Genomic DNA, 20,952 nt, shown 5'->3' with positions numbered 1-20,952 from the left:
GTGCGCCATGACGCTATCCGGGCGAGGTTATCACCGCCCGGACAGCCGAGCGACCAACACCGCGCCGGAAAGCAAGTGTAGCGGTTTGCGGGCAACGACACGCAGAATATACAATGATACTTCCTTACAGCCACAGTCCGAGCGTTAAGAGCGTCGCAGGCAATGGGTAGGGCTGCATGAGAACCATGCCGGGGTGAAATTCCCATGAGGTTATGCTAATAACCGTCCGATTAAAGCCTTTGTTTTATTGAATAGTGGACTTGCTGCTATTCATAGACTGTATTATATGTTTGCGAAAGAAAGGGGGATTTTCTTTGACGCAAAACCAAACGCCCGTTACCACAACGGAGCATAAAATCGGAAAAGTTACTTACCTTGTATGTTCGTCTGCAAGTGAACGCGCAACGGACACACTGGATAAAAAGATAAAAAAGCTCATTCGCAAAGACATGGAGCTGAACCCCGCAAACGCCCGAAAATAGGGCGTTTCTTCACATTTTATACATGACACAGGCAGCGGTATGTGGTATAATATAGACAGTACAAATACCATGCTTGTCTGTCGTCGGAAAGGAGGACAAAATGTTACAGACAGACAAGATTACCGCTTTATATTGCAGATTGAGCCAGGAAGATATGCAGGCCGGGGAAAGCGAGAGCATACAGAACCAAAAGCTGATTTTACAAAAGTACGCTGACGAACACCACTTTTTCAATACGCGCTTTTTTGTAGACGACGGATTTTCCGGCGTGAGTTTCGAGCGTGAGGGGCTTCAAGCCATGCTGCATGAGGTTGAAGCCGGGAACGTGGCGACCGTCATAACAAAAGACCTTTCCCGTCTGGGACGCAATTATCTGAAAACCGGCGAACTGATAGAGATTGTTTTCCCCGAATATGAAGTGCGCTACATTGCCATTAACGACGGTGTAGACACAGCGAGGGAAGATAACGAGTTTACCCCTCTGCGGAACTGGTTCAACGAGTTTTACGCCCGCGACACCTCAAAGAAAATCCGGGCTGTTAAACAGGCAAAGGCACAGAAAGGCGAGCGTGTCAACGGCGAAGTGCCGTATGGTTACATAGCCGACCCAAACGACCGCAATCATCTATTGCCCGACCCGGAAACGGCGCACATTGTAAAACAGATTTTCGCTATGTATGTGCGCGGCGACCGTATCTGCGAAATCCAGAACTGGCTACGGGAACATGAGGTACTTACTGTTTCAGAACTGCGCTACCGTCGTTCCGGCAGTTGCCGCCACCCGCGCCCGCACCCGACCTGTATTTATAACTGGCCGGATAAGACACTGTATGATATTCTTGGACGCAAAGAATATTTGGGGCATACCATTACGGGCAAGAGCTATAAGGTATCTTACAAATCGAAAAAGACGAAAAAGAACCCGGAGGAAAAGCAATACTTTTTCCCCAACACGCACGAACCTTTGATTGACGAAGAAACCTTTGACCTTGCACAGAAACGGATTGCTACCAAACACCGCCCTACAAAGGTTGATGAAATTGACATTTTTTCGGGACTTCTCTTTTGTGGGGATTGCGGCTATAAAATGTATCTGCAACAGGGAGCCGGGACACTGGAACGCAAACACGCCTACACTTGCGGAAAGTACCGAAACAGGATAAGGACTGGCGAGCTTTGCACTACCCATTATATCCGAAAGAGCGTCCTTAAAGAACTTGTCCTTGCTGATTTACAGAGGGTGCTGTCCTATGTGAAAGAGCATGAACAGGAGTTTATCGAAACCGCCAACGAGTGCAGCGCAAAGGCAGTACAAAAGACGCTGACACAGCAGCGGAAAGAGCTTGACAAGGCGCAGAGCCGCATTAGCGAGCTGAACATCTTATTCCGCAAGCTCTACGAGGACAACGCTTTAGGGAAACTTTCTGATGAACAGTTTGCTTTTCTGACTTCCGGCTATGATGAAGAAAAAAAGACGCTGACCCGGAGGATTGCGGAGCTGTCACAGGAAATCGACAACGCCACCGAGCGCAGCGCGGACGTGAAAAGGTTTGTCGCACTGGTACGCAGATACACCGCCATTACCGAACTGACCTACGAAAACGTCCATGAATTTATTGACCGTATTCTTATTCACGAACTGGATAAGGAAACGAACACCCGCAAAATCGAAATCTTTTATAGCTTTGTCGGCAGAGTTGATACGGGCGACAAGCCTACCGAAAGTATCTCCTATTTCAGACAGATAGGAGCCGACGTAAAGAGTTATGCTATCTAACATACATCAAAAAGAGGTAAGATAACGCCCTCTGCAAAAAAGGTTACGTTATCTTACCTCAACAAACTGTGTTCCGCTGATTCCGTCATCTGTAAAGTGAATAATGTTTGACAGGTTATTTTTGCTTGCGTATTCTTCCAATATTTTTTTCTGATTGATGATAGAGTTACTTTCTCCTTGCAGTTCATCATCACGACTTAATCTCTCATAGAGTGCTGTTATCTTTTCAAAATTCCTCATTTTTACCCCCTTTCTCTTAATTTTTCAATAAAAAAAGAATTAAGAAGTACATATTTCACTAAAATAGTGATTAAGTGTTCTCCTTAATTCTATTACTCCAGCAGCCAATTTGTACTTTTTATATTGCTTCACCGCAAAGTGTGTCGGTTCTCTTTTCTCAAGTGCTTCAAAGAGTCTATCAATCGGATTCATGTAGGTTTCATCATCTTCTCTTACCTCTGAAGCGTCTATCATATCAAGTAGTGTTGCAAAGTTCTTTTCTTCTCTTGGAGCCTCATACCAGATGTAGCCGATAAGTGCCGTATAGTAGAGTTTTTCAGCTTTCACCCAAAAATCCTCACCTGCTTTTTCTCCCTCGCCCTTCGTGTTTGCGATGATTGTCTGAACGAGTTTTAGAATATCTTTTTCAGAACGGATATATGCGAATGGATTGTACTTCATAGACTTTTTGAAGTTTATGGTATTTAGAATTTTAATCTCATAGCCATTATCTTCAAGCATCTTGCCACACTCAATCACTATCGTTCCTTTTGGGAAGATTTGTCAAGGACATAAACAAAATTTCTTTGATAAATCTATATCTTTTCTGTTTCTCTCTTAATTAGCTTTAGTATTTTATCCTTGTATGTTTCGCCTGTTCCTTGCTTGAAATATAGATTTACAGTGTATTTTGTCTTTCCAATATCCATAATTAACTGTTTATTAGGTGGTGCTTTTATTTCTCTTTTTTCTTCTTCCATAAGTCCTCCTTTCCGTTTTTTAGGCAAAGAAAAAACAGTAAACCTTTTTTCGATTTACTGTTACTGTGTTAATTTTTATTCAATTACAAGCTGAGAATATTCTACTTACAATACTTTTTTATTTTATCTGCATATTCAGTCAAAAGATTCTTTGAATAAATTTTTTCATTTCTTGAATTTCTAACTTCTTTCCAAAGAATAGCGGCTACTTTTAATTTATTTGAATAGTTGCGACTATTTTCATCTGCACAAAAATCCTTTAAAAATTGATTCCATTGACAAACCGAATTATCATACTTGGCATAATCCGATTTTCCATAATAAACTTTCAGCATATCTTGAATTGTAAAACTCAAATCATTTTCGCTTTTTACTTTTCTCCAAGCAGTAGCCATATCAGCAGTAAATTTAAATGGTGAAACATCTGTTAAAATTGAGAAATATTCTCTAAATTGTGTGTTAAAGGAGAACCCACATTCAAGTAATGGCGTATCTAAGATAATAGTTTCTACTTGTTTCTTTTCATTTTTTATTGATGATTTTTTAATCAAATTGCCCTTAAAGTACTGCTCAATAATATAATTGAGTTCCTGTTTTGTGCCTCTATATTCTAATGATAATGACTTGCATATCTCTGAAAGTTCTTCACGATACCAATAGTATTTTTTAAACTCATCAAACGATGTAATTTTATCAAACTCAGGTCTACTTTCTATCAATATTTTATCTCCTCAAAACCAATTTACCTAATTTGTTTTCCAATTTTCATTTTTCTACGCCATTCTGGCGCTAATCCATCATCAGACCAATATTCATCCATATCAATAATCAAATTATCCTCAAGATGAATAAAACTCACTACATGAAAAGACTCACTATTATCTGTCGGAAAAACTCGACAAGCTAAAATAATGATATCTTCATTTTCTTCAATTCTCTCTATTTCTCCGTTCCAATTCCCCGGATATTCACAATTTGCCTTTATATACTCATCTAAGGTAAATAACTCATTTGTACAATGCCATTTTATAATAGCATCTTTATGAAAATATTTCCTAATTTCTTCTGCATTTTGTGATAAAACTGTTTTAAAAAATCTATCTATATCCATGGTAATCACCTCAAAACCAATTTACTTTTTCATCTCTAAATAAGGGTATTTCACTCTCTTTATAAGGATTGTAGTTATTGCAATTACAGCCAAACTCTTTTAATGCTTTTATCTTATTATCGGCTGTCCAAACAATTAAAGAAATACCGTCAAATTCTTCAACTTTCCCCTCATTCATTTTATTTTTGAAGTGCCATTCTACAATAGTTTGATTATCCTTATGAAAAAATTGCTTTATTTCCCATTCAAGCACTTTTCCTCTTGTATTCCATTCATTAAACCAGTGCTTTACTGTTTGACGGTTTTCATACTTAGGACACCAACTCTCAATATAAATTACATCATCAGAAAAAATTTTATCTATCCCTAAGTCTTGTTGTGTAAGCCACATATCAAACCATAAACGAATGATTTTCTCTCTTTCATTCATAAATTTAAGCACCTCCAAAATCAAATAATTATTTATAATTATACCATTTTTTCGCTTAGTTTTATAGGTCTAACTCATTCCGTTTTACGTGTGATAGTCGCTTTTCTTGTTTCTGTAACTGCTCTATACAGTTCTTAACTTTTTCAGCCTGTTCAACTTCTTCTCGTATTTCTGATATTTGATTGTATAGACTCTTTTTCTCTTTCTTCAAAGTGGCAACTTCTGTTTCCCATTTACTGATGGCTAAGGTCTTACTTTCTCCTAAATGCTCTTTCAGATGTTTCCTTGCACTTTCAAATAAAATAAGTTCTGCTGTATGTTCGTTATAAAGATCTTCCTGTTTGCTTTTCTTTGTCTTGGTATAGGCTTTGTAGGTGTCCTTATACTTCAAATATTTTTCTGATTGGTCGATGAGTTGTGTTTTTTCATCAATTTTTTTCTCAGTATCTTTTAAGGCTCTTGTGGTCTTGTAATTCTTATCTCGTAAGGTAACTATACTTTCTTTTAGCTGGGATAATGAAGTGATATTTTTCTCTTTGAGTAGCTGATAACTATCAATATATTTTTGTAAATCTGCATTATTGTTATCTACATTTTTACGGATAAGATTTTCAAAAATTGATAGCAGATTTTCTTTGGGTGGGAGGGTGGATTTTGTATTTTCGTTTTCTATTTTTTCTTCTTTTCCTATTCCTCTTATCCAATTTAACAAGGCTTTTATTCTTCTTGAAATTTCTCTTAAAATCGCATTTTGATGTTTGATTTCTCTATTGATATTTCCTCTATCTGTAGCTATGCCTTTCTTCTCCATTTGCGTTGCTGATACTCCTAAATGAATAGTCGGGATTTGTTCTATACCTTGTCTTTGATAAGAGCGATGATCTATTTTATCCTGTATGCTGTTTTCTTCAAGATATTTGTTTGTAATGTCTGCCCATGCTTTTCGCCATTCTTCTGCTTTATCTTGCTCGTTCCAATCTGTTGTATTTATCTTTCTTGTTTTGTAATTACCATTTTTGAGTTTGACTTTTTCGCCATTTTCATCAAGGATATATTCCTTTTTTGATTTTGCTCCCCATGTTTTATCTTCGTTTAATGGTCGCATGGTAAGTAGGATATGGCAATGTGGGTTTCCATCATTTTTATCATGTAGAGCAATATCAGCACACATACCTACTTTTACAAAATTTTCTTTTACATATTCTCGTACAAGATTTATTTGTTTTTCTCGGTCTAATTCTTTGGGCAAAGCAACTTCAATTTCTCTTGCAAGTTGTGAGTTTTTACTTTTTTCTATTTTCTCAACACTGTTCCACAATGTCCCTCTATCTGAAAATTCCTGTGGTGCATTTTGTGGTAAAAGAATTTCAGTATGGGCTATTCCGCCTTTTCTTGTAAAGTCATGGACTATTCCGTCATATTCGTTTTTTATCTTTTCGCCACTTCGATAGGCGGAAGCTGCTACTGCACTTTTGCCTTTGCCTCTTGAAATAATCTTTATGCAAAGATGATATATCGCCATAGTCAAAAACCTCCTTTCCATTTTTCGGTATGGTTATGGTGGCGATAAATAAGACTTCCTAAAAAAATCGGATAACTTTTTATCCGATTTCTTTTGGGAAGTACACAAGGGGTAGGAAATTTATTTCCGTAGGGGAGTGTAGCTCCCCTGTATCAGCGTTAGCTGATATGCCCTCTGCTAAGAGCCTTCGGAGAACGCACGCACCTGTTAAGGTGTATATGTGCGCCCTTGTAAACAAGGGACTATTCTTCGATGTCCATTTCTTCATCTTCTTTTCCTATATTTTTACTTTCTGTTTCTTCTCTGCTTTCTATAATTTTCTGTATTTTGAGATTGGCTTCTTCTTTACGAATTAGAGATGTGATTAGCTGATAAAATTCATCTTTGGTTAAATTCTTACTTTCTGTAAATATGCTTTCAAAGACTGCTCCTTTTTCATATATTCTTTTATCTCTCTTTTTTCTTTCTTCCTGTTTCTGCTGACTGATGAGCTTTTTTCTTTTATTTTGTAACTGCTTGATTTCTTCATCTGCCATTAAGATTTTTTCTTCTATGTTTTTCATTTTCTCGTTTCCTCTCTTTCTAATTTTGAGCAACAAAAAAGAGATAACATTTCTGCTATCTCAAAAATAAACTTCTGTTTATACTACATAAAAATACACTTCTATGGTTTATATATTTTGTAAGTTAAATATCCATTTAAGCCATGAATAAACCGAACTGGAACGTCTAACTATCTGCCCCTCATTACATACATTATTTTCTCTCATAATATTTTGAATTTCTTCTTTTGTAGGTAACTCTCCACTATTATAAACTTTTTTAAACAACGTATTAAATATTTCATGTTCTAAAATCAAACTTACCAATTTCAACTGGCGTTCTTTATATCTAAGTTTTACTGTATCTTTTCCTAATTTGGATAATGAAACTTTTTTTACTATCTTTTCTTCATCTTCAACATCTTTCTTTTCAAATAATCCAAGATATTTACCAGCATTATAATAGTAGTCTGACTGCCTTAAGTCAAATTCCATAGTTTCAGCAATTTCTTCAGTGGTTTTATTTTCTTCAAATAAAATCTCCATAAGTGATATAATTCTTTCAAAAGAATTAGCCTGTATAAACGGAATATTGGTATCATTTTGATTATCATCATAAATGACTTTTACATTTGAATACACATCATAAAGTTCATTTAAAGCAATGTCTGTATCTTGTAAAGAATAATTTTTTGATTTAACTAATTTTATTGATGAGTAGTTTTCTTTATCTTCAAACGCATACTCAAATAATCTATATATTTGATTTGAATAAATAGAAAAAACAAGTCTAATAGGCTTGTCCACTTTACTTGCCCATAATCTATACGGATAATAAAGCTGTCTTATGTGAAAATCTGTATGAACAACATTTTTTGCTTCTAAAATAACAACTGAATTATTATTTTCCATCCCTCCATCTATCTCACATTGTGCATTTTTTACATCAACTTGAAATGTTGTTCCTCTATGTCTATCCACGTGAAAGCTAAAAATCCCAGTACCCATTCTTCCATTAAAAGTAGCAACATTATCATCTTCATCTAAAAAATCATCTAATATTTTTGAAAGCATTAGCACATTAATTGCATTCGCTTCTGATGATATATTTCCAATATCAATCGTTTCATATTCAGGAATTTCCACTTTTTGCATTTCAGTTATATGTTCTCCCAATTCTGGAATTGGTTCATATAGCTTAAAATCACTTAAAACGTATCCTGTTCTACTAATGGGCAAGATATTTATATTGTGTTTTTTGAAAATACTTGGCAAATTTTCAGAACTGTCCCATTTTGCCATCAACCTTGGTTCTTTAAATTCCTTTATTTGATTAGCAGTAATATAAAAGGCTCCATCACTCTGAATTTTGCTAAGAATATCATATTTTTCAAAAAGTTTAATCCAAGCTTCATTGACATTCATTTTAATCATAATTCCTTACCAATAATTCATTTATTTCTCCACGTTTATTGCCATTGCTATTTATTGAACGCTTGGCTTTTACGGTAATAATTTCATAATCCTGATACAACTCTCTAATAAAAGGATGATCTGAATTAGACAATAAAAATTTAATACCTTTAACGTTTAATTTATCGCATTCTTTCTTAAGTTCTATTTGCTGCTTTTTATCAAATCCATTCTCTGTATATCCTGTAAAAGAAGATGAAGATGAAATCGGCATATATGGTGGATCAAAATATACAAATGCACCTTTTCTCAAGTTTTTTAGTGCATTTTTGTAATCTCCATCAATTATCTTTATATTATTTTCATTAAAATATTTTGACATAGCTAACACAACAGGCATATTAACTATGTTAGGATTTTTATATTTCCCATAAGGTGAATTAAATTGTCCTGCTTGGTTTACTCTAAATAATCCATTGAAGCACGTTTTATTTAGATAAATAATTCTTGAAGCTTTTTCTATATCTGTCATTCTATTATAGTTTTCATTTCTGTCTAATGCCCTGACTTCATAAAAATATTCCTCTGAATTAAGTCGTTCATGATTTTCTAAAGCTAAAATCAATTCTTGAGGTTTCTCTTTAATCACTTTATAAATATTTATAAGCTCACTATTAAAATCATTTATAATCGCCTTTTTAGGCTGAATATCAAATATAACAGCTCCTCCACCTACAAAAGGCTCAACATAAGTAGAAAAGTTTTTCGGAATAAGTGGAACTATATCACTCAATAGTTGTCTTTTTCCACCAACCCACTTTACTACAGGAGAAAGAACAATATTCTTTTTTCTTGAATTTTTAGTCATAGTCCTATCCTCCTTATCTTTTATCGCTTGTACAGAACTGAAACACATCATTTGGGGTACATTCTAAAGCTTCACATATACGGCTAATATTTGCCATTGAAACATACTTATTATTACCCATATTAGCAACACAATTCTCTGAAATGTTTGCTATCTCAATCAAGTCTTTTTTCTTCATTTTTTTATCTTCTAAAATCTTCCAAAGTGGTTGATAAGATACATTCATTTTATACCCTCCAAACATAATTTATTATAACAAAAAACTTGCAAAATCGCAAGTTTTTATATGTTTCAAAAGATTATTTTCATAAAATTTTAGGCATTATTTTTATTATGTGGAACTTGACAGTTACCTATAAAATTAAAATACACATCAACTTGTTGTTTTCTGTCTTTTCCTTTTCTTCCTCCTGTAGATTCATGGACTACAACTTTTTCTATATACTCATTTATCATTGATACTGTCAATTCCTCAATATCTGTATATTTATCTATCATTTTTAGGAATTTATCAGTATCAACTTTTCTTTGATGATAGCTTTCTATTTCTTGCTCAAAATACTGTATTTGTTTTTCTAAATCTTGTTGCTCAGTATCATAAACATTAAATAATCTATCAAAGTGTTTTACAGGAATTTTCCCAAGTGCATGGTCTTCATACAGTTTTGTAATAAGGGTTGTTAGTTCTGCATTTCTTGACGATAGCTTTTCTAACTTCTCTTTATCTCCTTGATACTTTTCTTCCCTTTTTTCATCGGATAACTCGTTCATCACTTTTATAAATTCTTGCTTTTCTTCTTTTGCAAAGTCGGTGATTTCTTTGATTGATTTTAAGAGAATTTCATTCACTGTTTTTAGTTTAATATAGTGAATACTGCAAGTTCCTTTTCTGTGTCTGTAATGTTGACATACAAAGCAATAATCACAATCATATTTCTTTTCTTTATGTTCTGCCGGCTCTCTGTAACTTAATTTACCGCCACAATCTGCACATATTAATAGTCCTGTAAGTGGATTTGATGTTGTACCATACTTTGGACTTCTTCTAACTGTTTTTCTTAGCCTTTGGGCGTTTTTCCATGTTTCTTCATCAATGATGGATTCATGAGTGTTCTTAAAGATAATCAGTTCATCTTCTTTCGCCTTTCTGCGTTTCTTGGTTTTGTAATCAACACATATTGTTTTACCAAGAACAGTGTGTCCCATGTATTCTCTTTTTTCTAAGATATAGCCAACTGTGGTTGGTGTCCAAAAATATGGATCGTCTATTCCTCTTTTCTTGGAACTGTGGTTATTTTCAGGATAATGTATTTCTGCATAGGCTGACGGTATAAGGACTTTATCTTTGGTTAGTATCTCTGCTATCTGTGTTACTCCATATCCCTCTATAACAAGCCTATAAATGCGTTTTACGACCTTTGAACTCTCTTTATCGACAAGTAGCTCCTGTTTGTTCTTAGGGTTTCTGTAATAGCCGTATGGAACGCTTGGTGATACTCTTTTACCCTCTTCCATTCTTGCTCTAAATATAGATTGTATTTTTCTTGAGGTATCTCTTGCATACCATTCGTTCATAATGTTTAGAAATGGGGTAAAGTCGCTTTCTGCTTGTTTCTCGCTGTCTATTCCGTTGTTGATGGCAATAAACCTTACTCCCTTTTCTTTGAAGAGTATTTCAGTATAAAAACCTACTTTGAGGTAATCTCTGCCAAACCTACTCATATCTTTTACTATCACAGTAGATACTTTGTTTTCTTCTACTGCTTTTATCATCTTTTGAAATCCCTGTCTATCAAAGGTTGTTCCACTTACTCCGTCATCGGTATAATGATAGATATTTATAAAGCCGTTTCTTTTGGCATAGCTTTCAAGTAGCTGCTTCTGATTGGTGATGGAATTGCTTTCTCCTTGCATTTCATCATCACGACTTAAACGCTCATAAAGGGCTGTTTGTCCTGTTCTTTTCATATTTGACATGAGAATTACCTCCTTTCCAAGTTTTTATTATTTTCTCTGTCCTTAAGATGTTAATCCTTTAGGATCGGTCACGCAATATGACGAGTGCATTTGCATTAAGTTCGGTTTTACATAAAATCTTGTCTTTCCGGAGCCTGAACCACCAATAACAAGTACATTCTTATTTCTTGCATACTTTGGATTAGCTGGTCTGCCGTTCATAGTTAATCGTTCTGTTTGTGTAAGCAAGATATTGTTCTGGAACTTTTCATCCATATACGGTTCTATATCTTTTCTCGTACCCCATCTTGCTGAACCATACTCTTTTCCCTGTCTGAACTTTTTTGCATTTTTGCCTTTGCTGTAGACAATGAATTTAATTAAAGCTGCTACTCCTATGCCTATTAGAATGTCAGTTAGATGAATGCTTGGAAGAAAGCTCATGGTGTTAAGCTCTAATATCCCTTGAAAGATTTTGTCTATTACATCGCCACCAGTATAGGCTCGTATATGGTGAGAGAAGATATTGCCAACATAAAAAAATGCAAGATAGGGAATGTTCTGCTTTAGAAACTTTGCCTTATCCTGCACCTTAAACAAGCCTTTGATGTCCTTTAGTATTTTCTCTATCATAGGCTCTGCTCCTTTTGCTTGTTCTTGATTTTATCTTTAGAAACAGAATTTTTAGCCATCTCCTTAAACTTCTCAATGTTTTTATGAATAGATTCTTTCCTTTCCATTTTCTTTTCTGATTCTGAAAGGGCGTGCTTAAATGCTTTGTCCATCACTTTCATATCTTTTGCTTGAAAGAACACTGAGTATTTACCTGATTCTTTATCTTTCATTACCGAAAACTTAACTCCATATCTGTTCAGTTCTTTTTTCAGTTCCTTCAATTCTGTTTCTTCTACTGGTATCTCTTCAAGCTGTCCCTTTTTAACCATATCTTTTAGTTTTACTTCATTCCCTTTACTCCCAACGAGCTTTTCAAGTCCACCGATTTTTTCTGATTCTTTCAGTAACTTCCTTATCAAATCCAAAAGTATCTTGCTTGTTACTTTGCCGGCTCTCACTTCCATGTTGAGCGTTTTTCTTGCAATTTCTTCATTGATCAAGTCCTTTCACCTCCGTTCAGTAATCTATCTTTATTGCGAGTTAGCTTATCCCTTTGAATAAACTTTCTGAAATCCTCGCCTACAAGCATAACGGGAATACACATTTCAATAATTCTTGAATAGATTCTTTGATATTCAACACTGTCCTTGCAGTTTTGAATTGTGTCGTAGGAAAGATTTGTTGTGAAAATTGTTGGTTTCTGTTTTAGGTACCTGCTATTGACAATGTTATATACCTGCTCTTTAGCATAGCTTGTATCCCTTTCAATTCCCAAGTCATCTAAGATAAGAACGGAAGTATTTACAAGGGATTCAATATATGCGTTTTTATCAAAGTCAAAGCTGCTTTTTTGAAGTTCATTGATAATCTGTGCGAAATTTCTAATCTTAACACTTATTTGATACTGTTCAATAAGGCCATTTGCAATGGAGCAGGCAAGATAGGTCTTTCCGCTACCAACCGAACCATAGAACAGGAGTCCGATATTTTCTTTTCTCATCAGCTCATAGTCTTTTACAAAATTCTTTGCGATGATAAGACTCTGATTTTCTTTTCCCTGATAGTTTTCAAAGGTATATGCCCATTGAATCATGGATGTGAAGCAGATACTTTTTAATCTCTCGATTTCAAGCTGCTTTTGTCTTTCTTTTTCTTTCGCTTCCCTATCTCTATCGCATTTACAAGCTGTCTTAAATATCATCTGCTTTCCGAAAAATTCTAATGCTTTTCCATCTTTTCTTTCATGGCACGCTTTACAGTAGGCGTGTCCGTCTTTGATGTATTCTTTTTCAGGATTGAAGCTGTATTCCACATCTTCTATCATCACTTTTTCTAATTCTTTAATCATAAATGTACTCCCTTGTTATATTCCTCCCATGTAGGGATATTGGTTTTTTTCTTACTTCCCTGATCTTTATAAAACCAAGAAAGAATTGTTGCTTTATGGTCTTTATATGTCTTTCCGGTACTTTGAAGATAGGTTGATAATCTCTCAATGTAGTTATCAAGCTCTCCTGCCATTTTTATTTGTAATTCACCTATATCTTCGTCCTTTAAAAAGACATTTTGAAATGTTCCAAGTCCGTTTTCCCCAAAACTATATTCTCTCTTACTATACTTACTCTTATTATTCTCTATATAGTTAGAGTCAACATTTTGAACTTCCTGAAGTTCATTTTCTTTACTTCTGAGGTTAAAATCTCTTACTTCTGAAGTTAAGTTTTTTGACTTCTGAAAGTCATTTTCTTTTACCGCTATTATGCTCATAAAATCTTTGACATAAATGATATTAGGTTTTCCAAGTCCAAGCCTTACTCTTTCAATCAGTCCAATTCCTTTTTTACTGTCTAACTCATCCAATGTTTTTATGGCTGTTGGCTTTGAGATATTTCTTCTTCTCATAATTTCTTCAACGGTAAAATAGATAAATACTCTATTTTCTTTGTCTATCCAGTTATTCTTAAAAGATATTCCCGTTCGTTTTAGAAGCATGGAATAAAGGATAATTGCTTCCGCTGACAACCCCTTAAATTCTTCTCCATCAACTAATATCTCCGGTACTTTAAGAAAATTAAATCTCTCTGCTTCTCTGTTATAGAAATAGTCAAAGTCCATCGCTTCACCTCCTCTCCAAAAAATTTGCAAAGAAAAAGACGATAGTTTTTCTTCTATCGCCTTTGGTAACCATTTTTATGAAATTTTTTAGATTGATTTTATTACCTCATTGGTACCTTGTAAAAAAGCTATAACTGTTGCTCCAACCATTGGTATTCCATATGGACTTAACAGGAATCCTAATATCAATGCTTCTATTCCGATGGTAACTTCTTTTTGCAGAAAAGAGGCAATTGCTCCAAATATGCAAAACATCATCAGCAAATATAGTAGGGCTGTTCCAATACCAAGTAGAAATGTCAGAAATGCTGTGAGGATACTTAACACCAAGCTAATTGGAAACAAGATTATTTTTATTATCCATCTCATCATTTAGTAGTCCTCACTTTCTAAAGCATTCTTTGTATCTCCACACACCATATCAATGCAAACATTCACATCAATATAATTTTTTAAGACTTTTTTTCGTCCTCCCTCTCCGTCTTCTACAAATACATAATGCTTGTAAAACTGCTTAAAATGCAGGATTTTCACAATTTCACTCTTTGTATCAACGCTATGCACTCCACATGCCCTGTCATCGGAAAGTTATCATAAGCCCTCATCTTAACTGGCTCATATCCGAGGTAGTGAAATTGCTCAATATTCATTGCAAGGGTCTTTGGGTTGCAGGAAATATAGAGAATTTCTGAGACTCCGTAACTTGCTAGCATTCTTACGACTTTGTCATGAAGCCCTGCCCTAGGCGGGTCAACTATGATTAAATCCGGCTTTTCCTTCAGTTCATCTAACTTCTCTTTAACATCACCTAAAATATAATGACAGTTTTTTATCCCATTTAGCTCTGTATTTGAAATCGCTGATTTTACTGCATCTTCTGAAATCTCAATTCCATATACCTCCTTGGCTCTTAATGCCGAAAGTTCTGAAATTGTCCCTGTTCCGCAATACAAATCATATACAATTTTTCCATCAATGTCAGGAACGAGTTCAAGTGCTTCCTCGTACAACCTTTCCACTGCTCTGATATTTGTCTGAAAAAAAGCAAAGATACCCACTTTGAATTTAAGTCCTAGAAGCTCTTCCTCATAATAATCTCTTCCATATAAAATCTTTGTTCCTGAATCTATTACAGCATCCGCAAGGCTCGAATTAGTTGTGTGTAGAACGCCTATGATTTCATTTTCTAAATCAAGATTCATAAGCCGCTCAAGATATGCCTTTTCATCGAAGATTCCATTGTCCGAAATCTTTCCAATATATTTTTCTTCCTCGCTTATAGAGACTATTTCGCGGTCGCTAATCATAGCCCTGCCTTCCTTCGATGTAACTATATCAACTAATAATTCATTTGTTTTTACACCATGCCTGATTATCAAATTTCTAAGAAGCCCAATATGCGTTTTTTTATTATAAAAAGAATACTTATTTTCTCTACAAAATTCGAGGGTTGCCTTTAAAATTTTATTGAAATCCTCTGGTACAAGCTGACACATATTTGAAGTCACTATTGACATAAAATGTTTTTTTCTATGCATTCCAAGCTCAAGATTACCACCTTTTTCAAAGTCACCAAAGGTGTATTCCATTTTATTTCTGTATCCATATTTAGAAAAAGAGGGGACAATCCCCTCATATATCGAGCTTTCTATCTTGTGTTTTTGAAGTAGATTTCTAATATTTTTATCCTTATCAGCAAGCTGGTCCATGTAATCTATGCCTTGATATTTACAGCCTCCGCAAAATTCTGCAATTTCACACTTTCTTAAATCCATTTTATATTACTCCATATTTATTATAAAAATCACGCTTGTATTCTTTGAACCTATCCTGCTCAATTGCCTCTCTGATATTTTCCATCATATTTACAAGAAATCTGATATTATGTTCGCTTAAAAGCATAGAACAGAGAATTTCGTTAGTTTTGAAAAGATGCCTAATATAAGCTCTTGAATAATTCTTGCAGGTATAGCAGTCGCAGTCCTTATCTATAGGATCGAAATCTCTTTCAAAGCAGGCATTTTTTATATTTATATTTCCTCTCGATGTCATTGCAACTCCGTGCCTTGCGAGCCTTGTCGGAATTACGCAGTCGAACATATCTACTCCTCTTTCAACACCTTCAAAAATATAATCAGGAGTTCCAACTCCCATCAGATACCTTGGCTTGTTATCTGGGAGATATGAAACGCAGTCGTCAAGCACTTCAATCATTACATCTTTTGGCTCACCAACCGAAAGCCCACCTATCGCGTAACCTGGTAAATCAAGCTCGCTTATCTCCCTAGCACTCTCATATCTCATTTCTTTATACATTCCGCCCTGCATTATTCCAAACAGATTTTGGTTCATAGCAACTTCAGCATCTCTTCCTCTGCCTTCTCTAATTCTATCCAGTTCATCTTTACATCGTTTTAGCCATCTTGAAGTTCTCTTATATGAATTTCTTATATATTTTTCATCTGCAGGATATGGAGCACATTCATCAAAAGCCATTATTATATCCGAACCTAGTGCATTTTGTACCTGAATTGAAGACTCTGGTGTCATAACATGAGGTGAGCCGTCTATATAAGACCTAAATTTAACCCCCTCCTCGCTAATCTTCCTCATTTTACCAAGCGAAAAAACCTGAAAGCCTCCGCTGTCAGTTAGTATTGGTTTATTCCAATTCATGAACTTGTGAAGTCCGCCGGCATCTCTTACAATATCCTCGCCAGGGCGAAGAAGCAGGTGATAGGTGTTGCTCAAAATAATCTCTGCTCCAGTTTTTTCTACATCTTCGGGCTTCATAGCTTTAACCGCTGCCTGAGTTCCTACCGGCATAAAGACTGGCGTCTCAATCTTTCCATGTGGAAGACTTATCCTGCCCCTTCTAGCTTCGGATTTAGCATCTTTGCTTAGAATTTCAAATTTTAAGCTTTCTTTCATTAAAATGTAAACCTCATAATATTTCTTGTCAGCCCGCCATAAATGACCTTTGTCGTTACATATTTAAAACCTGAGCCTTCTATATTATTCAAGCTGTGTGAATTAGCTGGGTCAACCGTGCTTAACACTTCCTCTGCTCCGAGTTTTTTAGCGTCATCAAGACGAATTTTAATCATTCTTCTCTGCATATGATGTCCTCTATGACCCGGTTTTACAAGCGAAAGATCCATTGTTGCAGTCTTTTTCAGCCTTTCTTCGTCATATCCTAAATATGTGCCTGTATTTCGATATGAAACGCGAGGTGCGACTAACATAGAGTAAGCTATCATCTCTCCATCTATTTCGGCACAGTAGCATTTATCTAGTTTTAAAGATTCTTCTATCTCATCTCTTTCTGTAATCGATAGCATATTTTTATCAGGCATATTTTCATATACTATTTCCTGTAATCTTACAATCTCATCTAAATCGTCAAGCGTGCAAGGTCTTATCTTCCCATAATCGTCTTTCCCATTCTCTAAAATACTCATAAATACCTCCTTCTAAAAAAATAAAATATATATTATGCTCTTTTTTAAACTTTGCTCTTTAATAATTTTTATTTTACATTTTTATTCGTTTTCATATCATTTATATAAATTAGTATATTATTTTATAAGCATGGCATCACCATAACTGAAAAATCTATATTTTTCCTTAACTGCTTCCTCATATGCTTCGAGTATTTCTTCTTTATCATATAGGGCTGAAACGAGCATTATGAGCGTTGATTTTGGCAGGTGAAAATTTGTTATTAACGAATCGATTATTTTAAACTTGTATCCGGGATAGATGAAAATCCCCGTGCTTGAACTGCCAGCTTTTACAAAATATTCCTTTTTAACATGGCAGTCACTTTCTTCTTTGAAATTTTTATCTCCTGTGCATATTCCTAGCCTTTCAGCTTCCTCTCTTGTAATCGCTGAGCTCTCCAAGGTTCTTGTCGTCGTCGTTCCAACTGAAATTATCCTTCTACCCTCGGAAATCGCCTTGTTTATAGTCTCTGCATTTTCCTCAGAAATTGAATATTCTTCAAAATGCATCTTGTGTTCTTCTACCTTATCTACTTTAACAGGTCTAAATGTTCCTATACCGACATGGAGCGTGACTTCTGCATAATCTACTCCCATATCTCTTATTTCTTCTAGTAAATTTTCTGTGAAATGAAGCCCTGCCGTCGGTGCTGCTACAGAGCCAAGCTCCTTGCTATAAACCGTCTGATATGTTTCGCTATCTTCGGGTGCAGCCTCTCTTTCAATATATGGCGGAAGTGGCATACTTCCTATTTCTTCAAGCCTTTCCATGAAAATCCCGTCGTAGAAAAACTCAATTGCTCTTGTTCCATTTTCTCTATCTGCATACCCAAGAATGCGTGCAGAAAATTCCCTTTCTGAGTCAAATTGAACAATGTCACCCTCATGTAACCTTTTTCCCGGTCTAACCATGCACTCCCATATGTCACCATCTATTCTTTTTATGAGAAGGAGCTCAATATTTGCACCTGTATTTTTCTTTTTTCCAAAAAGTCTTGCAGGTAGAACCCTTGAGTCGTTAACTACTAGGCAATCTCCCGCCTTTAAATATTCCTTTATATCGTAAAAATGCCTATGCTCTATTGTTCCCTTATTTCTATCAAGAACCATCAGCCTGCACTCATCTCTATGTTCTTCAGGGGTCTGAGCTATAAGTTCCTTGGGTAGTTCGTAATCAAATTCTTCTAGTTTCAAATTCTATTCCCTCATCAATCGTCAGAATCTATCGCACCCATAATTCTCATTTGTCTATCTTCTAATCTGTCTTCTCGTCTATATGCCTTACCCGAATGACTTACGCCATTTGCACCTCTTTCATTATTTTCGCCATTGCCATTTTGCTCATCATAAAAGCTCATAAGTCCTAGGTGCTCATATGCTTTTTTCGTAACCATTCTTCCCTTCTGTGTTCTATACATTAACTCGGCTTGAATGAGATATGGTTCATTTGCGTCTTCGAGAGTGACCCTTTCCTCTCCAATGGCAGAAGCAATGGTTTCAATTCCAACAGGACCTCCATTAAAACTCCTTATTATTGTTTTTAAAATATCTCTGTCGAGTTTTTCAAGTCCCATCTCGTCTACATCGAGTGCCTCCATAGCTTTTTCTGTAATATCAATGTCAATATTTCCATCTGAAATTACATCGCTAAAATCTCTAACTCTCTTTAGCAGTCTATTCCCTATACGAGGTGTTCCTCTCGATCTCCTCGCAATCTCTGTCAGCGATTTATCATCTATATCTATTTCAAGCACCTTTGATGAACGATATAATATATCCCTTAGCTCTTCCATTGTATAAAAATCGAACTTATTTATTATTCCAAATCTGTCTCTAAGAGGAGCACTAAGGCTACCAGCCCTCGTCGTAGCACCTATCAAGGTAAACTTACTAAGGTCTATCCTAAGGGAGCGGGCCGCAGGGCCTTTTCCTATCACAATATCAAGTGCATAATCTTCCATTGCAGAATATAATACTTCTTCAACAGCCCTATTAAGCCTATGTATTTCATCAATAAATAGCACATCATTTTCTCCAAGATTTGTCAAAATCGCTGCGAGATCTCCCGCCTTACTTATGGCAGGCCCAGATGTAACCTTGATGTCAACACCAAGCTCATTGGCGATTATTGATGCAAGCGTTGTCTTTCCAAGTCCTGGTGGACCGTAAAAAAGCACATGGTCGAGTGGCTCTCTTCTCATTCTTGCTGCTTCAATATAAATTGAGAGATTTTTCTTCGCCACGCTCTGACCACAGTATTCGCTTAGATATTGAGGTCTTAGCGTTAATTCATTATTAATGTCTGACGGACTTTGTTTGCTCGATGTAACAATATCTGACATCTATTTCCCTTCCTATAATTTATTTTACTAATATTATTTTCGAATAATTTAAATTCTAATTATATTCGTTGCTTGTTTGTATTCTATTATTTAATGCTTTTCTGATGTTTTTATGACGAATATTGCTAGATTAAATATTTCAGTCCATTTTTGATATATTCTTCGGCTCTTAAGTCTTCTTCTTGAACTTTCATTATAGCATATCTTGCTTCCTCTTTTGAATAACCCAAGGTTGTGAGTGCCATGATAGCTTCTTCTCTTTCTGAATTTAATGCTTTGTTTAAACTCGAAGGCTTGCCCTCTCCATCAATTATCATATCCTCATCAATTAAATCAATTTTATCGCCAAGTTCAAGGATAACCCTTTCTGCGATCTTCTTTCCTATACCGGAAGCTCTAGCTATAAAAGATGAATCCTTTGAAGCAATATAATGCTTGATGACTTCCGTTTCTGCCAATGCCATTATTGAAAGACCTGCCTTTGGACCTACTCCTTTTACTGTTATCAGTTTTTCAAAAAGTTCAAGGCTATCAACATCGTGAAAACCATATAATAACATTCCGTCTTCCTTGACCTGCAAATAGGTGTTTACTGAAATTTCATCACCCTCCCTGTTATTAAGAAGAGGACTTGTTTCCGGAATAAAAATTCTATATCCTACTCCACCTTTGGTTTCAACAACAACAGATGCTCCGTCATAGTATAAATATTTACCTCTAATGAATCTAATCATCTTTCCTCCTGCTGGTATTTAAATTCCCATCTTATTCTTATCTTTGTCTATATGAATTATCAATCTTTTTTCTTAGAGAACCTCCCGACTCATTACCACAGCAAATTGCTGCCGCTACTGCATCGGCTGCATCATCAGGTTTTGGAATTTTGTCTAGATGAAGTATTATTTTTACCATCTCTTGAACCTGTTTTTTATCAGCATTTCCATATCCGCTTACGCTCTGCTTAATTTGAAGAGGTGTGTACTCATTGATTTCAAGTCCGTGATTATAGCATGAAAGAATTGCTATTCCCCTCGCTTGCCCTACCTGTATTGCCGTCTTTGCGTTGTTTTGAAAATAAAGTTCTTCAATTGATGCAACGCTCGGCTCATACTGCTCGATAACTCTATTTATTTCCTCATATATTTGAGCTAGTCTCTCTGGCATTGGCATCCCTGCTGGTGTATCAATACATCCGAACTCTATAAGCGAAAATTTGCTCTTATTATAGTCAACTATGCTCCAGCCCATCAGAGCGTAACCTGGGTCGATACCTAGTATTCGCATTTTGCCTCCATT

24 protein-coding genes and 3 pseudogenes are annotated in these 20,952 nt (G+C 35.5%); 2 read left to right on the top strand and 25 right to left on the bottom strand.

The genetic code is table 11. The features are described 5' to 3' along the window. Nucleotides 1–254 precede the first annotated feature (254 nt). Together BQ5371_RS07095 and BQ5371_RS00960 are read left to right on the top strand one after the other, a co-directional pair. The gene (locus tag BQ5371_RS07095; RefSeq protein WP_004607973.1) at nt 255–482 is read left to right on the top strand and encodes a transposon-encoded TnpW family protein; all 228 of its coding nucleotides are present in this window, start codon (nt 255–257) and stop codon (nt 480–482) included. A gap of 100 nt (nt 483–582) precedes the next feature. Further along, nucleotides 583–2,259 (top strand): recombinase family protein, encoded by a 1,677-nt coding sequence (locus tag BQ5371_RS00960; protein WP_009447114.1) that lies wholly within the window; start codon nt 583–585, stop codon nt 2,257–2,259. A 63-nt stretch (nt 2,260–2,322) separates the two neighbouring features. On the opposite strand, the pseudogene BQ5371_RS00955 reads toward BQ5371_RS00960, so the two are convergent. The 25 genes and pseudogenes from BQ5371_RS00955 to ruvC form a co-directional block, all read right to left on the bottom strand. Next, nucleotides 2,323–2,499 (bottom strand): annotated as a pseudogene (locus tag BQ5371_RS00955) (recombinase family protein); the annotation flags it as partial. Between the two features lie 39 nt (nt 2,500–2,538). Further along, a pseudogene (locus BQ5371_RS00950) lies at nt 2,539–3,033 on the bottom strand (type IV secretory system conjugative DNA transfer family protein); the annotation flags it as partial. 41 nt (nt 3,034–3,074) lie between these two features. Continuing rightward, complete coding sequence (locus tag BQ5371_RS00945; protein ID WP_071132104.1) at nt 3,075–3,239, bottom strand: transposon-encoded TnpW family protein; 165 nt, start codon at nt 3,237–3,239, stop codon at nt 3,075–3,077. 101 nt (nt 3,240–3,340) lie between these two features. Continuing rightward, nucleotides 3,341–3,958 carry an SAP domain-containing protein gene (locus tag BQ5371_RS00940; protein WP_071132103.1) on the bottom strand — a complete coding sequence of 206 codons (618 nt, stop codon included), beginning with the start codon at nt 3,956–3,958 and terminating at the stop codon, nt 3,341–3,343. A 23-nt stretch (nt 3,959–3,981) separates the two neighbouring features. Continuing rightward, on the bottom strand, nt 3,982–4,350 hold the full coding sequence (locus tag BQ5371_RS00935; protein ID WP_071132102.1) for a nuclear transport factor 2 family protein: 369 nt from the start codon (nt 4,348–4,350) through the stop codon (nt 3,982–3,984). A 10-nt stretch (nt 4,351–4,360) separates the two neighbouring features. Beyond that, nucleotides 4,361–4,780, bottom strand: coding sequence for a nuclear transport factor 2 family protein (locus tag BQ5371_RS00930; protein ID WP_071132101.1), 420 nt, complete (start codon nt 4,778–4,780; stop codon nt 4,361–4,363). A 61-nt stretch (nt 4,781–4,841) separates the two neighbouring features. Continuing rightward, nucleotides 4,842–6,302, bottom strand: a complete 1,461-nt coding sequence (gene mobQ / locus BQ5371_RS00925; protein ID WP_071132100.1) for a MobQ family relaxase — start codon at nt 6,300–6,302, stop codon at nt 4,842–4,844. A gap of 242 nt (nt 6,303–6,544) precedes the next feature. Continuing rightward, the gene (locus tag BQ5371_RS00920) at nt 6,545–6,865 is read right to left on the bottom strand and encodes a DUF3847 domain-containing protein (RefSeq protein ID WP_071132099.1); all 321 of its coding nucleotides are present in this window, start codon (nt 6,863–6,865) and stop codon (nt 6,545–6,547) included. Nucleotides 6,866–6,973: 108 nt separating this feature from the next. Continuing rightward, nucleotides 6,974–8,269 (bottom strand): type II restriction enzyme, encoded by a 1,296-nt coding sequence (locus BQ5371_RS00915; protein ID WP_205408017.1) that lies wholly within the window; start codon nt 8,267–8,269, stop codon nt 6,974–6,976. A 1-nt stretch (nt 8,270) separates the two neighbouring features. Continuing rightward, complete coding sequence (locus tag BQ5371_RS00910) at nt 8,271–9,125, bottom strand: DNA adenine methylase (protein ID WP_071132097.1); 855 nt, start codon at nt 9,123–9,125, stop codon at nt 8,271–8,273. A gap of 13 nt (nt 9,126–9,138) precedes the next feature. After that, entirely contained in the window at nt 9,139–9,351 is a 213-nt protein-coding gene (locus BQ5371_RS00905) for a helix-turn-helix domain-containing protein (protein WP_071132096.1), read from the bottom strand. A gap of 89 nt (nt 9,352–9,440) precedes the next feature. Continuing rightward, a complete protein-coding gene (locus BQ5371_RS00900) occupies nt 9,441–11,102 on the bottom strand; it encodes a recombinase family protein (protein WP_071132095.1) in 1,662 nt (553 codons plus the stop codon). Nucleotides 11,103–11,156: 54 nt separating this feature from the next. After that, nucleotides 11,157–11,714, bottom strand: a pseudogene (locus BQ5371_RS00895) (type IV secretory system conjugative DNA transfer family protein); the annotation flags it as partial. Continuing rightward, on the bottom strand, nt 11,711–12,196 hold the full coding sequence (locus BQ5371_RS00890; RefSeq protein WP_071132093.1) for a PcfB family protein: 486 nt from the start codon (nt 12,194–12,196) through the stop codon (nt 11,711–11,713). The gene BQ5371_RS00890 and the pseudogene BQ5371_RS00895, both read right to left, overlap by 4 nt. Then, nucleotides 12,193–13,044 carry an ATP-binding protein gene (locus BQ5371_RS00885; protein WP_071132092.1) on the bottom strand — a complete coding sequence of 284 codons (852 nt, stop codon included), beginning with the start codon at nt 13,042–13,044 and terminating at the stop codon, nt 12,193–12,195. The genes BQ5371_RS00890 and BQ5371_RS00885 overlap by 4 nt, the downstream gene beginning before the upstream one ends. After that, a complete protein-coding gene (locus BQ5371_RS00880; RefSeq protein ID WP_071132091.1) occupies nt 13,041–13,811 on the bottom strand; it encodes a replication initiator protein A in 771 nt (256 codons plus the stop codon). The genes BQ5371_RS00885 and BQ5371_RS00880 overlap by 4 nt, the downstream gene beginning before the upstream one ends. A gap of 87 nt (nt 13,812–13,898) precedes the next feature. Then, on the bottom strand, nt 13,899–14,180 hold the full coding sequence (locus BQ5371_RS00875) for a CD1845 family protein (RefSeq protein ID WP_135354778.1): 282 nt from the start codon (nt 14,178–14,180) through the stop codon (nt 13,899–13,901). Nucleotides 14,181–14,183: 3 nt separating this feature from the next. Then, a complete protein-coding gene (locus BQ5371_RS07025; protein ID WP_001843395.1) occupies nt 14,184–14,345 on the bottom strand; it encodes a hypothetical protein in 162 nt (53 codons plus the stop codon). Beyond that, nucleotides 14,342–15,586 carry a class I SAM-dependent RNA methyltransferase gene (locus BQ5371_RS00870; protein WP_071132089.1) on the bottom strand — a complete coding sequence of 415 codons (1,245 nt, stop codon included), beginning with the start codon at nt 15,584–15,586 and terminating at the stop codon, nt 14,342–14,344. The genes BQ5371_RS07025 and BQ5371_RS00870 overlap by 4 nt, the downstream gene beginning before the upstream one ends. A 1-nt stretch (nt 15,587) precedes the next feature. After that, nucleotides 15,588–16,742, bottom strand: coding sequence for a tRNA guanosine(34) transglycosylase Tgt (tgt, locus tag BQ5371_RS00865; protein ID WP_071132088.1), 1,155 nt, complete (start codon nt 16,740–16,742; stop codon nt 15,588–15,590). Next, nucleotides 16,742–17,272, bottom strand: a complete 531-nt coding sequence (locus tag BQ5371_RS00860; RefSeq protein ID WP_071132087.1) for a GNAT family N-acetyltransferase — start codon at nt 17,270–17,272, stop codon at nt 16,742–16,744. The genes tgt and BQ5371_RS00860 overlap by 1 nt, the downstream gene beginning before the upstream one ends. A 117-nt stretch (nt 17,273–17,389) precedes the next feature. Then, nucleotides 17,390–18,508: a tRNA preQ1(34) S-adenosylmethionine ribosyltransferase-isomerase QueA gene (gene queA / locus BQ5371_RS00855; RefSeq protein WP_071132086.1), complete on the bottom strand. Its 1,119-nt coding sequence runs from the start codon at nt 18,506–18,508 to the stop codon at nt 17,390–17,392. Between the two features lie 14 nt (nt 18,509–18,522). Next, entirely contained in the window at nt 18,523–19,656 is a 1,134-nt protein-coding gene (gene ruvB, locus BQ5371_RS00850) for a Holliday junction branch migration DNA helicase RuvB (protein WP_083377359.1), read from the bottom strand. 125 nt (nt 19,657–19,781) lie between these two features. Further along, the gene (ruvA, locus tag BQ5371_RS00845; protein WP_071132085.1) at nt 19,782–20,390 is read right to left on the bottom strand and encodes a Holliday junction branch migration protein RuvA; all 609 of its coding nucleotides are present in this window, start codon (nt 20,388–20,390) and stop codon (nt 19,782–19,784) included. 37 nt (nt 20,391–20,427) lie between these two features. Next, entirely contained in the window at nt 20,428–20,940 is a 513-nt protein-coding gene (gene ruvC / locus BQ5371_RS00840) for a crossover junction endodeoxyribonuclease RuvC (protein WP_071132084.1), read from the bottom strand. Between the last annotated feature and the right edge of the window lie 12 nt (nt 20,941–20,952).

The sequence above is a fragment of the Alterileibacterium massiliense genome (assembly GCF_900104645.1).
Taxonomy (GTDB): domain Bacteria; phylum Bacillota; class Clostridia; order Peptostreptococcales; family Anaerovoracaceae; genus Alterileibacterium; species Alterileibacterium massiliense.
The sequence above is the reverse complement of the archived record's forward strand: the minus strand, read 5'-3'. Positions and strand labels throughout refer to the sequence as shown.